The sequence below is a fragment of the Mucilaginibacter sp. P2_A4 genome (genome assembly GCF_056405015.1).
This window is the reverse complement of the sequence record NZ_JBFUCX010000010.1, coordinates 17,992-32,446: the sequence shown is the minus strand read 5'-3', so window position 1 is coordinate 32,446 and position 14,455 is coordinate 17,992. Positions and strand designations below refer to the sequence as shown.

At 42.9% G+C, this 14,455-nt stretch carries 12 protein-coding genes; 3 read left to right on the top strand and 9 right to left on the bottom strand.

Annotation, left to right across the window (positions count from 1 at the left end):
• Window positions 1-21: 21 nt before the first annotated feature.
• Window positions 22-1,203: a formimidoylglutamase gene (locus AC1DYB_RS18195; RefSeq protein ID WP_295712840.1), complete on the bottom strand. Its 1,182-nt coding sequence runs from the start codon at window positions 1,201-1,203 to the stop codon at window positions 22-24.
• Window positions 1,204-1,452: 249 nt separating this feature from the next.
• Here AC1DYB_RS18195 and AC1DYB_RS18190 point away from each other — a divergent pair, with 249 nt between their 5' ends.
• Both AC1DYB_RS18190 and AC1DYB_RS18185 read left to right on the top strand, forming a co-directional pair.
• Window positions 1,453-2,418 (top strand): SDR family NAD(P)-dependent oxidoreductase, encoded by a 966-nt coding sequence (locus tag AC1DYB_RS18190; protein WP_477437007.1) that lies wholly within the window; start codon window positions 1,453-1,455, stop codon window positions 2,416-2,418.
• Window positions 2,419-2,566: 148 nt separating this feature from the next.
• Window positions 2,567-3,856, top strand: coding sequence for an HAD-IB family phosphatase (locus AC1DYB_RS18185; protein WP_477437006.1), 1,290 nt, complete (start codon window positions 2,567-2,569; stop codon window positions 3,854-3,856).
• A gap of 88 nt (window positions 3,857-3,944) precedes the next feature.
• Here the strand turns inward: AC1DYB_RS18185 and AC1DYB_RS18180 are convergent, their stop codons facing one another.
• Window positions 3,945-4,415, bottom strand: coding sequence for a universal stress protein (locus tag AC1DYB_RS18180; RefSeq protein WP_477437005.1), 471 nt, complete (start codon window positions 4,413-4,415; stop codon window positions 3,945-3,947).
• 216 nt (window positions 4,416-4,631) lie between these two features.
• On the opposite strand from AC1DYB_RS18180, the gene AC1DYB_RS18175 reads away from it, so the two are divergent.
• Window positions 4,632-5,579: a tryptophan 2,3-dioxygenase family protein gene (locus AC1DYB_RS18175; RefSeq protein WP_477437004.1), complete on the top strand. Its 948-nt coding sequence runs from the start codon at window positions 4,632-4,634 to the stop codon at window positions 5,577-5,579.
• Window positions 5,580-5,587: 8 nt separating this feature from the next.
• On the opposite strand, the gene AC1DYB_RS18170 is transcribed toward AC1DYB_RS18175, so the two are convergent.
• The 7 genes from AC1DYB_RS18170 to AC1DYB_RS18140 form a co-directional block, all read right to left on the bottom strand.
• On the bottom strand, window positions 5,588-6,754 hold the full coding sequence (locus AC1DYB_RS18170) for an aminotransferase class V-fold PLP-dependent enzyme (RefSeq protein WP_477437003.1): 1,167 nt from the start codon (window positions 6,752-6,754) through the stop codon (window positions 5,588-5,590).
• Window positions 6,755-6,798: 44 nt separating this feature from the next.
• Window positions 6,799-8,118, bottom strand: coding sequence for an MFS transporter (locus AC1DYB_RS18165; RefSeq protein ID WP_477391658.1), 1,320 nt, complete (start codon window positions 8,116-8,118; stop codon window positions 6,799-6,801).
• A 271-nt stretch (window positions 8,119-8,389) separates the two neighbouring features.
• On the bottom strand, window positions 8,390-9,772 hold the full coding sequence (locus AC1DYB_RS18160; RefSeq protein ID WP_477437002.1) for a M20/M25/M40 family metallo-hydrolase: 1,383 nt from the start codon (window positions 9,770-9,772) through the stop codon (window positions 8,390-8,392).
• A gap of 130 nt (window positions 9,773-9,902) precedes the next feature.
• The gene (gene recG / locus AC1DYB_RS18155; RefSeq protein WP_477437001.1) at window positions 9,903-12,005 is read right to left on the bottom strand and encodes an ATP-dependent DNA helicase RecG; all 2,103 of its coding nucleotides are present in this window, start codon (window positions 12,003-12,005) and stop codon (window positions 9,903-9,905) included.
• Window positions 12,006-12,388: 383 nt separating this feature from the next.
• On the bottom strand, window positions 12,389-12,766 hold the full coding sequence (locus AC1DYB_RS18150) for a RidA family protein (RefSeq protein ID WP_477437000.1): 378 nt from the start codon (window positions 12,764-12,766) through the stop codon (window positions 12,389-12,391).
• Complete coding sequence (locus tag AC1DYB_RS18145) at window positions 12,763-12,906, bottom strand: DUF6728 family protein (RefSeq protein ID WP_366086741.1); 144 nt, start codon at window positions 12,904-12,906, stop codon at window positions 12,763-12,765. Before AC1DYB_RS18145 ends, AC1DYB_RS18150 begins: the two co-directional genes overlap by 4 nt.
• A 139-nt stretch (window positions 12,907-13,045) precedes the next feature.
• The gene (locus AC1DYB_RS18140; protein ID WP_477436999.1) at window positions 13,046-14,389 is read right to left on the bottom strand and encodes a M28 family peptidase; all 1,344 of its coding nucleotides are present in this window, start codon (window positions 14,387-14,389) and stop codon (window positions 13,046-13,048) included.
• Between the last annotated feature and the right edge of the window lie 66 nt (window positions 14,390-14,455).

Here is a 14,455-nt window from a genome sequence, read left to right as displayed (position 1 = left end):
ATGCTGTTCTAATTGTAATTATCAGTTTAATTTTTGATAAGTACGCCACCAAAGGTCGGGCAGCTCGCCGGATGTGGCTGTTTTATAATCGGCATAGCTGCAAGGCACCAGGTGAAAACGCTCATTGCGCGATCCGCCGCTTGGGTAAGGTACCTGCATCCACCAACGATCTGATTTTTTACTTTTTACAAATACAACCTCCTGGTCTTCATGTTTAAGACTGGTTTTGTAAATAAGGTATTGTGATTTGGGATTGAGCGGAAAATCACTTTTCCTGCCATAAAAACCATCAACAAAGTACCATATCATTTGCGCCAGTAACATAGCTGTTTGGCCATTATTATCATAAGCGGGGTTAAATTCATAAAAGCCTATAGAGCTCAGTTTATCATTAAACCCGGCATAGCGGCATAGCTGGCAGGCTTCCTGCCCGTTAAAACCGTTGGGAGATGCATTGGCATTACCCATTGCATCTGATGACCGGATAGCACCCACATCAAAACTGATCATACTGGCATTACGGATAGCGGGCTCCGTTATGGCTATATTGCCGCTTAGCTCGCCAAGGCGGTGTACATCAAAGTATAGCTTATCCATAACCCGAAGGCTCTCCTGGCTGGCAAAATAAGTTTGATAACCCAGGTTACTGAAATTGAACAGGTAGTTGGGTTCATGTAAAAATATTTTATTGAGGTAAGATTGCGAGGTGGTTTCCAAACTTCCGGATGTTTCGTCTTCATCCAAATCGAACTTTGAATCAATCACCACCAGGTCTACCTTTTGCTCCAGATCTTCATATCCCATGTATTGGGCGTAGGTAAGATCCTGCCCGCCACCTATAATAATGGGGATGATATCTTTTTTAACCAATTCAGACACCACAGTTTTAAGCGCGAAATAAGTATCGGTAACTGTAGCCCCGGCAACAATATTGCCCAGATCGGCAATTTTTAAATTATAGCCGCCCTCGTTAAGCTGATACAGTTTTTCGCGAATGTAATCCGGACCAAGAGCACAGCCCTGGTTATCGGTTGCGTTTCTATCGTCCATAACACCAATAATGGCGAGGTCTGTTTTTTCCTCCAGATCGGGAAAATCGACAGAATAATGCACAATTTTATCGCCAAGCTGGCTGGTATAATACCCCTTTTTAGGAGCGATCTTTTTAAGATCAATGGGTGTAAAAAAATCAGCTAAGGACATAATGTTTGATGTGCAAATATGCAGATGTGCAAATGTGCAGATTGATGTGCAGATGTGCAAATTTGAAATGTGTAGATATAAGGGTTGATATACAGATGTGAAATTTAATATGAAAATAGTAGATATGCATATCTTTTTTGTCCGATTGAGATCATCTGCACATCTGAAACGGCGACGTCAACGAACTTAATTTGCACGTATGCACATCTAACTAATATCTGCATATTTGCACATCTGAAATCTGCACATATGATTCTTATTACTGGCGCAACAGGTTTTCTCGGGGCCGAACTGGCAAAGTTACTGGCTAAATCCGGTGCGCGTATTCGCTGTACTAAACGGACCACCTCAACTATACCCAATTTATTGGTTTCTTTTCAAGCGCAAATTGAATGGGTTAACGCCGATCTGTTGGATATTTTTGCATTAGAAAACGCGCTGGAAGGTGTAACACAGGTTTACCATTGCGCGGCATGGGTATCCCTCAAAGCTGCTGATAAAGAGCCGATGATCAATACAAACGTAACCGGTACAGCCAACCTGGTTAATTTATGTACAGAAAAGGGCATCAGGATGGTTCATGTAAGCTCCATTGCTGCCATAGGCCTTGCCAAACCAGGTGAATTGACTACCGAGAATCATCACCTAGAACAATCAACAGAAAATGATGGCTATGCCATATCCAAGCTGGAAAGCGAGATGGAAGTATGGCGGGGAATTGCCGAAGGGTTGGATGCTGTAATTGTAAATCCGTCGCTTATTATAGGCGCGAGTGCTGGTAAGGAAGGTAGTGGCGCTTTGTTCGAGACTATACGTAAAGGGCTTAAATTTTACACCAGCGGCAGTATCGGTTTTGTTGATGTGGAAGACGTGGCTAAATGTATGACGGGCCTCATGAACAGCAATATTACAGCCGAGCGCTATATCATTACCGCCGAAAACCATACCTATGAAGCTATAACTACAGCCGCCGCACAGGGATTCGGTATAAAGCCGCCTGCCATTTTAGCCAAACCCTGGCTGATGGAAATTGGCTGGCGCGGAGCTGCTGTTTGGGCCGCGCTTACAGGCGGCGATCCGGCTATTGATAAAACATCTGCACAGGCAGCCTCTGTTACACGCGAGTTTGATAACTCAAAAATTAAAAAGGCTATTGGGATTGAGTTTAAGCCGATAAGTAAAACGGTTAAGGAGATTAGTGAGGCGTTGAAATAATTAGCAGATCATGATAATTTGTGATCTAAATACGGCCCCCTCAGGGCAACGGCGTTTTCTATAATAAAGTAAAATAACAGCTCAGCCAACCAACTAATAAAACTCTACTTATTCTATCTACAAAATTTTTCGCACCTTTGCACCCAAGATGGAGCAGTACTTTATTATTGATTTCGACAGCACGTTTACACAGGTTGAGGCCCTTGACGAACTGGCCCGTATATCTCTCAAAAATCACCCCGACAGGGAGGGCATTTACAAACAGATTGAAGATTTAACCAATGCCTCTATGGAAGGCAAGTTATCCTTTACCCAAAGTTTAGAAGCAAGGGTTAAATTATTGCAGGCCAACCGCGATCATTTAAAGCAGCTGATAAGCCATCTTAAGAAAAAAGTATCTACATCATTTTCCCGTAATACCATTTTCTTTAAAAATCACCAGGACGAGGTTTTGATCGTATCAGGTGGTTTTAAAGAGTTTATTACGCCAGTGGTTACCGAGTATCACATCAAAAAAGAAAACATTTACGCCAATACCTTCGAGTTTGATGAAGAAGGTAATATTGTGGGTTACGACCGCACCAATCCCCTTTCGCAAGAGGGTGGTAAGGTTAAATTGCTGAAAGAATTACAGTTGCCAGGTGATATTTATGGCATTGGTGATGGCTATTCTGATTTCCAGCTAAAGGAATCAGGCATGATCAAAAAATTCTTTGCTTTTACCGAGAATATTGAACGTAAATCTGTAGCCGAAAAAGCCGACCATATTACCCCAAGTTTTGATGAGTTCCTGTACATTAATAAACTGCCGAGGGCTATATCATATCCTAAAAACCGCATTAAATGCCTGGTAGTAGGCAATATTGATGAGGATGCCCAGGCGCAGATGAAAAAGGAAGGTTACAACATCCGCAACAGGGAAGATATTGAAGAAAAATATTTAGAAGAAGCGGGAGTTTTATTCTGTGATGAAGGGCATCAGCCTAATCCAGAGCAGATCCAGAATGCAGGCAGGTTAAAAGTGATAGGTATTTTTGGAAAATGCAACCGCAAACTTGCCGATGCAGCTACTGATTGCGGCATTATCATATTTGACGACCCTAAGCATAACCCCCATAACAACGATTTTATCCCCAAAAGAGTTATGGCTTTCATGAACGAGGGAAAAACGCATACAAGCTGTAACTTCCCTGATCTGCAGCCACCGAGGGTTAACAACGCTCACCGACTAATTCACATCCACAAAAACGTACCGGGCATACTGGCCAAAATAAATGATGTATTTGCGCGCCATAACATCAATATAGTAGGCGAGTTTTTGGTTACCAACCCCCAAATAGGGTACGTAATAACTGACGTGAACACTGGTTATGATACCGAAGTACTCAATCAGCTAAAGGCCATTGAGCATACCATAAAATTCAGATTACTTTATTAAGGTTTCAGGATTCGGGTTGCATGGATTCATAGCGAAAGCTTTTAAACTTATGCCACCCGAGCCACGCAACACGAACCCCGAACCGGACCTATTCTGCAAAAGGTACTACCATTACAGGTATATCTGAGTGGCGGATGACGCTCTCCGCTATACTTCCCGACAGCAAACGATCAAGACCAGAGCGTTTGTGGGTGCCTACTACTATTAAATCTGCATTAAATTGTTTTGCACAATTTATTATCCCATTACCTGTATCGTCAAATTCAATAAACTTAGTTACAACCAGCCCGGTTCCAAATTCTTTTATCAAACTCTCTATAACGGTTGATGAGTGCTCACTCTGTAGGTTTACAAGCTCAACCTGCATCTGGCCCATAGCTGGATCCATGGACATACCGACTAAGCCATCGTTAGTATCGGGCGGATATATAACGGGTTCAATAATATGTACTAAACCAACTGCCGCGTTATACTTGCGGGCAATATCAAAGCCATAAGCAACGGCATTGTGGGCGAAGGTACTCTCGTCAACGCCTATGAGTACATTATTGATTTTCATGATATTTAAGGGTTAAGGATTTGAATAAACCGAATTTTTCTGGTTCTATAAAATTAACAGAATTACCTATACATCAAACAAGAACATAAAATTTTAGCAATTCGTTAATCCAATAAATTCAGATTCAGACATAATACGCTCTCATCTCAAAAATGTTTTATCTTTTGCAGATCAATACCCCTATTTAAGCTCATTTCATTTTTATTAACTTTGGCCATGCAATTCCATTCCGAAATTGAGGAGCGCCTGTCGCAACTACAAGAAAAATATGAGGCCATGGGCCAGGATATGAACTCATACTTAGACGGCCTACTGTATGCCGATTTTTTAACGTATTGGGATTATATCCACCTGGATACTTTACTGAGCCTGCAAAGCCCTAAAACACCTTTCCCCGACGAAGAAATATTCATCATCTATCACCAGATAACCGAACTTTACTTTAAGCTGGCCCTGCACGAGTGCCACCAGATTGCAGAAGCCCAACCACTAACCGTAGAATTTTTAACAGCGCGGCTAAAACGCATTAACCGTTATTTTGGCGCTTTAACCCAATCATTCGAGATTATGGTTGATGGTATGGAGAAAGAGCAGTTCCTCAAATTCAGAATGTCATTATTACCCGCCAGCGGATTTCAATCAGGACAATACCGTATGATTGAAATTTATGCTACCGATTTTATCAACCTGGTTGCTAAAGATAAACGGGAAGAATTGCGTGATGCCCCCATCGAAGAGCAGTTTGAATACCTTTACTGGAAATTTGGAGCAACCGAGCTATCAACCGGAAAAAAAACCTTGACACTTAAACAATTCGAAAAAAAGTACTCCAAAACTTTCATTGAACTTGGAAAAGCGGCGGCAAATTATAATTTTAATACCCTGGCCCTCAAATTTGAAGCGGCAGGTCAGTTTACCCCCGAATTAAAAAATGAGTTGCGCCAGCTAGACATCAATGTAAATGTGAACTGGCCGCTATCGCATTATAAATCTGCCGTACGTTACCTTAACCGCGAGCCCGAAGAAATTAAAGCTACCGGTGGCACCAACTGGCAAAAATACCTGCCTCCGCGTTTCCAGAAACGTATATTTTATCCATCACTCTGGACCGTCGAAGAAATTGAAAACTGGGGTAAGGCCTGGGTAGATAGCGTGTTGGCGTAGATGATAACTTACGCGCTGGCAAAGCTTTTTAACAACGCTGCCAGCCTGTTCCTTTCAAGGGTATTCATACCGGGGTACATGGGCAAGTAAACCAAATTTTCAAGATTAAGCTCATCATCGTTAACTACTGTTACCGGTGATGAAAGCTTTACCAGGCTTGATGCCTTTTGGGTTGCATCAAATCCGTTTGATCGTAAATAATCAATAAGCATAGCGGTTTTTTCTGCTTTTACAGGTAAAACCCAATGGTTATGCTGCTTTGCGCCCGCACCAATTAACATCGTTGCCGAAACATCTTTTAAAATATCCGATGCCAGCTTTTTCCTTTGATCAATAACATCCACTTTAAAGTTTTTCAGTCTGCTGTTAATCAAGCTGACGTTTGGCTCACAAGGCTGAAATCTTATTTTTACCAGCATACTTTCGCCGGGGAAACCCTTTGTAAAGCCGGATAACACTGCATCAAAATCTTTGCCTATGCATATTTTATAGAACAAAGTATAAATAACTTTAGCGGTAAGTATCTTCATCACTAAAACCTTGAAAAGTTTTTTGAAGAAAACAGAACTGCGCTGCGTGGGTAATTGCCTGTTAAGCGCAATTACTTTACTGCAAATGGAAGGAGATTTTATTTGAAGTAAAGCACCACTTACCGTAGTGTTAGTTTTGATAAGTCCAAAACTAAACATGACTACATCCGATAGTATATCCCTGCTAAGAACAGGTCCTGCAAAGGCCTGTGCCCTATCTTCAATCACCATTAGGTTATATTCCTTAGCTATGGCCGCAATTTCATCCAGATCTGTGATAACGCCGAAAAGATGGGTAATTAATATGGCCTTTGTATTGGGCGTAACAGCCTCTTTTAAATGCTGTGGCGAAATGCTCAACGTGTTTTTATTAACAGGCAACGGCACAGCAACCAATTGATGGGCAGTTATAATAGCAAACATATCGGGGATATTGATACTGGTAACTATTATTTCGCTCCCTATGGGCAAATCAAGCGCGCTCAATAAAACATCAAAGCCAGAACGTACAGAAAGGCAGATCACCTCATCCGCATTTGTAGGAGGGTTATATACTTCTTTAATTTTAAAAAAATCCAGGAAACAATAATACAGACTCCTGAACACATCTGTATAAGCTATATCCAATATCCCCCTTGGAATCATTTTACCATTATTGTTAGGTGATAAAAATATAAATACCCACGTGGTTAAACAGATGTTTCAGCTTCCACCTTGGGTGGTTGTATCTGTTGTAGCGATAATGGGATCAGCTTTTTAGTTTTAAGGTAGGTAATGCCCACGATGATCATAGTCATGCTTCCACCAAATATCACTGAAGGCACGGTACCCAACAGACGGGCAGCCGTTCCTGATTCAAAAGCGCCTATCTCATTTGATGAGCCGATAAACATCTGGTTTACTGCCGATACACGGCCGCGCATGTGATCTGGAGTTAACAGCTGCATAATGGTACCGCGAATAATAACGCTAACGCTATCAAATGCTCCTTCGGTAAATAAAAACAATAGCGACAGGTAAAAGCTACGCGATAAACCAAAACAGATAATGGAAACGCCAAAACCCGTTACCGCGATAAGCAAATTACGCCAGGGCTTACCCATAGGCGAAAACCTGGTCATAACCAGCATGGTTAATACTGCGCCTAATGACGAGGTTGCCCGCATAATGCCCAATCCTTCGGCTCCTACTTTTAATATTTCGTTGGCAAATATGGGTAACAATGCCACAGCGCCTCCAAAAAAAACCGAGAACAGGTCAAGACTCATGGCGCCAATCATCATTTTATTGCTAAACACAAAGTGGATGCCTTCAGAAAGGCTTTTCCAAATACTTTCCTTAGGTACAAATACCGGCGGATACTTACGTAATAATGCTACAAGCATTAGCGATACCAGCAAGAAAAAGATAATTACAACAAATGTTGCTGTAATACCGCTTAAGCCAGGGATCAGCTTATCAGAATAGCCATAGATTAAGCCACCAGCCGCCGGACCTATGATAGACGCAACCTGCCAGCTCGAACTGCTCCAGGTGCTTCCGTTAGGATATAATTCTTTGGGTATACTATGCGCGTAAATGGTGAAAGTTGCAGGTCCGTAAAAGGCCCGGGCAATACCATTGCAAAAGATCATGATATAAATGACAGGTACTATCCAACCGGTATGGATAACCCCGCTCATGCTTTTGAGGGTAACCGTAAACATTACAAGAGAGGTAAGAATTACCCCGCTAAATATGAATAACAGCATTTTGCGCTTTTCGGACTTATCGGCAATATAACCTCCATATAAGGCGATACACACTGCCGGTATGGCCTCGCACAAACCTACAAGCCCCAACGCAAACGCGCTTTTTGTTAACTGGTAAATATAAAAGCCGATTACAACGGCCTGCATTGAATATGCAAAGGTGAAACAAAAGCGCATCCCGATGTAAGACCTGAAATCTTTATATCGCAATGCTGCAAAGGAATCAATTTTGGGTTTACTATCTCCTTCTTCGGCCACAGTGTTATTTTAGATGTGCCGCAAATTTACGACACGTTTAACAAGATTTTGCAGTATTAACAGGATTTTTTTGTGATGCGGGATGTTGATGTACAGATATGCAGATTGCAATTATCAAAGTAAGGCTTCCTAATCTAACAGAATAAAAAAGCCGCCTGTGAGGACACAGGCGGCGGGAAAGAGTTATTAATCTATATACTTAATCTGCACATTTGAAATTTGCATATCTGCACATCTAACATCTGCACATCTACAATCTGCATATCTGAAATTATAACCCGTGCTGATCTATCAAATAAATTAAGGATGCTATACCTGCTGCACCCAGTTCAAGCTCGCGTTTGTTCACGTTCTCGAAAACATCGTTTGGTGTGTGGTGGATATCAAAATAGCGCTGAGAATCCGGCCTGAACCCTATCAGTATTACTCCTGGCAATTTCTCTTTCATGGGCTCAATATCTGTACCAGCTCCGCCAATGGTCAGCTGATCAACTTCATAAGGCTCAAATAAAGCTTTCCAGTTATTGTTTATCTTTTTTATAAAATCATTGGATACATCCGCGAAACTAAAGCCACGTGGCGTAAAGCCGCCTTCATCTGTTTCAATAGCTGCAATATGTTCTTCTTTGTTTTGTGCAGCAAGCTCGGCGTATTTGGCGCCGCCTTTGTCACCATTTTCCTCGTTCATGAAAAATACAGCACGTACTGAGTTTTTAGGACGATATCCTATCGCTTTAAATACCCTTAAAACCTCAACAGACTGCATTACTCCGGTACCATCATCGTGAGCACCTTCGGCCAGATCCCATGAATCAAGGTGGCCACCTACAGTGATAAACTTATTGGGGTGCTCGGTACCGGTTAACTCGCCCACTACATTGTATGATAACACATCGGGCAGTGTTTGGCAACTTTGCTTAAAGTAAAATTTAACCAATGGCAGCTTACGCAATTTAAGCATGGTGCTTAACCTGTTAGCCGCCTTTGTTGATATCGCTGCTGCCGGGATATTCTTCCCATCCTTATCAACCAAAGTTGCACCGGTATGAGGATAATCATCCAGTGATTCGGTAAGTGAGCGAACTATAACACCTACAGCGCCATATTTGGCCGCAACAGCCGGCCCCATAAAACGCTGATCACCAGCAGTTCCGTAAGCACGACCGGTTTCAATAAACCTTGGATCGAAGGGCCGGTTAAAGAAAACTATTTTACCTTTTATAACGCTTTCTCCAAGAGTTTCTACCTCTTTCAGGCTTTGTACTTCAATAACGTTTGCTGTAATTCCTTCTTTTGGTGTAGCAACCGTCATTCCTAATGCTGCTATCGGCACCGGGATACGGGTTTTGCCATCAATGATGAAGGCGGTTTCTTTTGCGCCCCTAACCCAATGCGGAACCATAACTTCCTGCAAATAAACCTTATCAAAGCCGTAGCTTTCCATCAGTTGCTTGCTCCAGTCCACCGCCTTTTGGGCGTTGGCCGAACCGCTTAAACGCTGACCGATACCTTTACACAGGTAGCGCAGGCTTTCATAGCTTTTGCCGTTTACAAGGGCTTCATCGTAAATTTTACGGATGGTTAATGAGTCCTGCGCGTGGAGCAGGTTTGCTGATAACAGCACAGAAAATAGTAGAGTAAATCTTTTTTTCATCGAAATTAATTAGTCAATAAACGGCGATAAATCATCAATAATGTACGTTTATGCACGATAATTATTGATGAAATGATCAACAAAAGTCAGTCGGAAACAAATGTAATATTTTGCGGCAATAATGAAAGACTCAGGAGATCTTATCCCAGCTTAAACCCGCATTTTTTGTTTGGAAGGAATGGTGCAGGACCTGGTTTTCGGGCAGGGCCAGTTGAGGGTCTTTAGCTAATATCTGTTCAACAGTTTTGCGGGCTTTAAATAACAGCTCCTGGTCTGTTGCCAGGTTGGCCACTTTAAGATCGAGCACACCGCTTTGCTGGGTACCATCCAAATTACCGGGGCCACGCAGCTGCAGGTCAATTTCAGAAATTTCGAAGCCGTTATTGGTTTTTACCATGGTATCCAGTCGGATCTTACCATCCTGACTCAACTTATGACTACTCATTAAAATACAATAGGATTGCTCGGCTCCACGCCCTACCCTGCCACGCAGCTGGTGTAGTTGCGACAGACCGAACCGCTCGGCATTTTCAATGATCATTACCGAAGCATTGGGCACGTTCACCCCCACCTCGATAACCGTGGTTGCTACCATGATCTGCGTTTCGCCTTTGATGAAGCGCTGCATTTCAAATTCCTTATCGGCAGGTTTTAGTTTGCCATGAACTATACTGATGCGATAATCGGGCAAAGGAAACTCGCGCGACATAACCGCGATACCATCCTCCAGGTTTTTCAGATCGAGCTTTTCACTTTCCTGGATCAGGGGATATACAATATAGATCTGCCGGCCCCGCGCAATTTCTTTTTTCATGAAGCCGAAAACCCGCAGGCGCTGATTTTCGAAAAAATGAAGTGTTTGGATAGGTTTGCGTCCGGCGGGTAATTCATCAATTACAGATACATCCAGGTCGCCATACAAGGTCATGGCCAGGGTGCGGGGTATGGGCGTGGCCGTCATCACCAGGATGTGGGGCGGTACAATATTTTTTCGCCATAGCTTTGCCCGCTGTTCCACGCCAAAACGGTGCTGCTCATCAATCACCACAAAGCCCAGGTTTTTGAATTGCACCTTATCCTCTATCAAAGCATGGGTACCTATGAGTATTTTCAATTCGCCGCTTTCCAGTTTCTGATGCAGTATTTTACGGTCTTTTTGTTTGGTAGAGCCGGTTAGCAATGCCACCTCTATAAAGCCCTCGCCTACCAAACTGCTGATGGTTTGAAAATGCTGACTGGCCAATATCTCAGTAGGCGCCATGATACAGGTCTGGAAGCCATTATCAACAGCAATCAGCATGGCCATCAATGCTACAACGGTTTTACCGCTACCCACATCACCCTGTAAAAGACGATTCATCTGCACACCACGCTGGGTATCCTGCCTTATCTCTTTCAGCACCCGTTTTTGAGGTGTAGTTAATTCAAAGGGCAACTTATGGTGATAAAAATCATTAAAATAATGACCAACAGTATTAAAAACATTCCCTTTAAATTTTTGAGTATGCAGCAGCTTATTGCGCAATAGCTTCAATTGCAAAAGAAATAGTTCTTCGAATTTTAAGCGATGCAGAGCCTCATTCAGTAAGTTGGCATCCGCGGGGAAATGAATATTCCTGTAGGCCTCTGCACGGCCAATTAGTTTAAAGTGCTGGAGGATATACAGCGGTAAATTCTCATTGATATCCTTAGCATGCAGACCTAATAAAACGGAGGTAAGTTTCTGGATTCCCTTACTATCCAGCTGAAACTGCTTTAGCTTTTCGGTAGAATTATATACCGGCTGCAAAGTAGCGTTTCCTTGCCGCTGCATGGTGGCAGGTGAGTATATCTCCATTTCGGGATGCGCCATTTGCGCCTGCCCGTTAAAAAAACCGGGCTTGCCAAATACGATATATACCGTACCGGGAACAATGGTTTTCTCTATCCAGTTAATTCCTTTAAACCAAACCAGTTCCAGTGTGCCGGTGTCATCACGGGTTTGTACTACAAGGCGCTTGGTTTGCTTTTCGCCCACTACCTGTTTGCTAATGACGCGGGCCAGCACCTGTACATAAGGCAGATCTGACTGAATATCTTTTACTTTATAAAACTTGGTACGATCTATAAACCGGAAAGGAAAATGCCGCAGCAAATCCTCGAAATTAGCTAAACCTAATTCTTTTTTCAAAACTTCGGCCCGTGCCTGGCCAACACCTTTTAGGTATACGATGGGTGTTTGAAAAGGATCCATAGGTTTATTTGAGAACCATATATTATAAAATCGTCATTGCGGGGAACAAAGCAATCTCCGATTTGCAGGTTCGCCCTGTATAGTTTGGGATTGCTTTGTGCCTCGCAATGACGCGTTTGTTATTTAACGTATTTGCATTCTAAAAAGGCCTGTCACCCTGAGCTTGTCGAAGGGTCGCGCGTAGAGGCCTTTGCCCACATGCTTCGACAGGCTCAGCAGGACAGCCTTTTTTTAAAGTTTCCCAAAATTTCACTCCTCGGGATGACATGTTTATTTTAACCAATTTGTCATGCTGAACGCATTGAAGCATCTATTATTCGCCCTGTACTGCCTGCGAATAGATCCTTCGTTCCTCAGGATGACAAACCTTTTAAAACTTCAATTTATTTTACTGCAATAACCGAGATCTCCACATTTACCCCTTTTGGCAATGCAGATACCTGTACCGTTTCGCGGGCCGGGAAGTTAGCGGTAAAATAAGTGCCGTACACTTCATTTACCTGGCCAAAATTCCCAAGGTCGGTTAAAAATATGCTGGTTTTAACAATGTTTTCGAAACCGATGCCAGCTTCAGTTAAAATGGCTTTAATGTTTTCCATTACCAGCACAGCTTCATCTTTAATACCGCTGGTTACCAGTTCGCCGGTAGCAGGGTTAAGCGGGATCTGGCCCGAAACAAATACAAAATTACCGGCAACAGTTGCCTGGCTGTATGGCCCGATAGGTGCAGGCGCGTTATTGGTGTTTATTATTTCCATCATTTTTTGAGTATGAACACTTGTATCAGCTTATAGATGATGCCAGCTAAAAACATAGTTATGGCAATAGCATTTATAATATGCATAATGCGCAGATTAATGTTTGTTGGCCTGTTGGGATCTTTTTTTCTAAAGAAATACATAATACAAACTTACAATATTTTTCCTTTTTGTCATCCTGAACGATAGTGAAGGATCTATTTACCGACATGCATCGTCAGCTTTTAAAGTTCAATAATGGATTCTTCGCTATCGCTCAGAATGACAGGACTTTTTTGGGCCCTACCTCACCGGTTTAGGAAACACCGGCAAGCTCTCATGTCCATCGGCATCTACGGCCTGTACTGCAAAAAAGTAATTATCTTTTGAGTAAGCCAGCGTAGCGGTTGTATCGGTTACGTAAAATTTCCTTTCCCAAAAAGCGCTCGTAGTTTCGCGCATCAATACGTAATAACCGGCTGGTTTTTTGCCGGTAGCCGGCACTTCCCAGGTGAGTTTGGTTTTATTGGTAAGATCGCTGGTTATGATGCCTACATTTTGCGGCCGACCGGGTGCTGAGGCAAGATTGGCCAGTACAGACAAGTTCATGCGGGCTACTTTTTGCACATAGTTAAAATCAACAAAATCGGGCAGATCGCCGTATTCCACTCCATTTTCCGTACGGATGTTCTGGTGCTGGCGGTTAAAGTCCTCGTTCATTTCGGTGAACCGCACGGCCGTAAAGCCCTGTTCCAAAAACGGCAGGTGATCACCACCACGCAGGTAACGGTCACGGCGGTAAATGAGTTTTACATCAAGCTGGTCAACATACCGCTCGCCGGTTTCTTTGGCATAACGGGCCAGCTCGCGCGAGGGACTGTCATTTTCGCCTCCTAATGATTTTAAGGCCGCCACCTGTTTATCAGTAGCATTGGTTGGTATCCCATCGCTAAAAACACGAACGCTGCGGTTATCCTTAAGGTCTGTTTCCATACCGTGGGTATTGCCTACAATATCATTGTTCAGCATGGCATCTACGTTCCAGTTTTCGGCTTTGGCGCGTTTGGCTACGTTTGTAGATCCATATAACCCTTGTTCCTCCCCTACTACCGTCATAAAAATTATAGTTGCCGGGAACGACCGTTTAGCCATCACCCTTGCCAGTTCCATAGAAAGCGCGGTACCTGATGCATCATCATTGGCGCCGGGCTCTACCCCGTTGGCATCCATTACATCGTTAATCCTTGAATCATAATGTCCCGATACCAGGTATACACGTGTATCGGCCGGGTCGGTACCCTTTAATATGGCCAGTACGTTTTTAAGTTTTACCGGTTTATCAATGCGTGTGCCCTTAGGCTGCGTGAACGTATCAAATTGAACGGTCATTCTTCCACCCGATTCGCTGGCATATTTTTCCATTTCTGCCTTGATCCAGTTACGCGCCGCACCGCTGCCGGTGATTTTGCTGGTGGTATCGCTCAGTGTATGTCTACTTTTAAAGGTTACCAATTTGCGAATGGTAGTCTCGATGTTTTTGGACGACACCTCATCAACCATTTGTTTAATTTTTTCATCCTGCTTGATGATGGTTTGGGCTGAGGCTGCTGCTGTGATTAAAAGGAGGATTAGGGTGATGTATTTCATTGGATGGTATTGGATTTCTGGCTGTTTTTTTTTCGGAACCTTGATTTATAGCATTAATTATTAGAT

Bases quoted from the DNA above. Each gene is read 5' to 3' on its own strand.
- AC1DYB_RS18195 (WP_295712840.1), bottom strand. From the start codon at position 1,203: ATGTCCTTAGCTGATTTTTTTACACCCATTGATCTTAAAAAGATCGCT.
- AC1DYB_RS18190 (WP_477437007.1), top strand. From the start codon at position 1,453: ATGATTCTTATTACTGGCGCAACAGGTTTTCTCGGGGCCGAACTGGCA.
- AC1DYB_RS18185 (WP_477437006.1), top strand. From the start codon at position 2,567: ATGGAGCAGTACTTTATTATTGATTTCGACAGCACGTTTACACAGGTT.
- AC1DYB_RS18180 (WP_477437005.1), bottom strand. From the start codon at position 4,415: ATGAAAATCAATAATGTACTCATAGGCGTTGACGAGAGTACCTTCGCC.
- AC1DYB_RS18175 (WP_477437004.1), top strand. From the start codon at position 4,632: ATGCAATTCCATTCCGAAATTGAGGAGCGCCTGTCGCAACTACAAGAA.
- AC1DYB_RS18170 (WP_477437003.1), bottom strand. From the start codon at position 6,754: ATGATTCCAAGGGGGATATTGGATATAGCTTATACAGATGTGTTCAGG.
- AC1DYB_RS18160 (WP_477437002.1), bottom strand. From the start codon at position 9,772: ATGAAAAAAAGATTTACTCTACTATTTTCTGTGCTGTTATCAGCAAAC.
- recG (WP_477437001.1), bottom strand. From the start codon at position 12,005: ATGGATCCTTTTCAAACACCCATCGTATACCTAAAAGGTGTTGGCCAG.
- AC1DYB_RS18150 (WP_477437000.1), bottom strand. From the start codon at position 12,766: ATGATGGAAATAATAAACACCAATAACGCGCCTGCACCTATCGGGCCA.
- AC1DYB_RS18145 (WP_366086741.1), bottom strand. From the start codon at position 12,906: ATGTATTTCTTTAGAAAAAAAGATCCCAACAGGCCAACAAACATTAAT.
- AC1DYB_RS18140 (WP_477436999.1), bottom strand. From the start codon at position 14,389: ATGAAATACATCACCCTAATCCTCCTTTTAATCACAGCAGCAGCCTCA.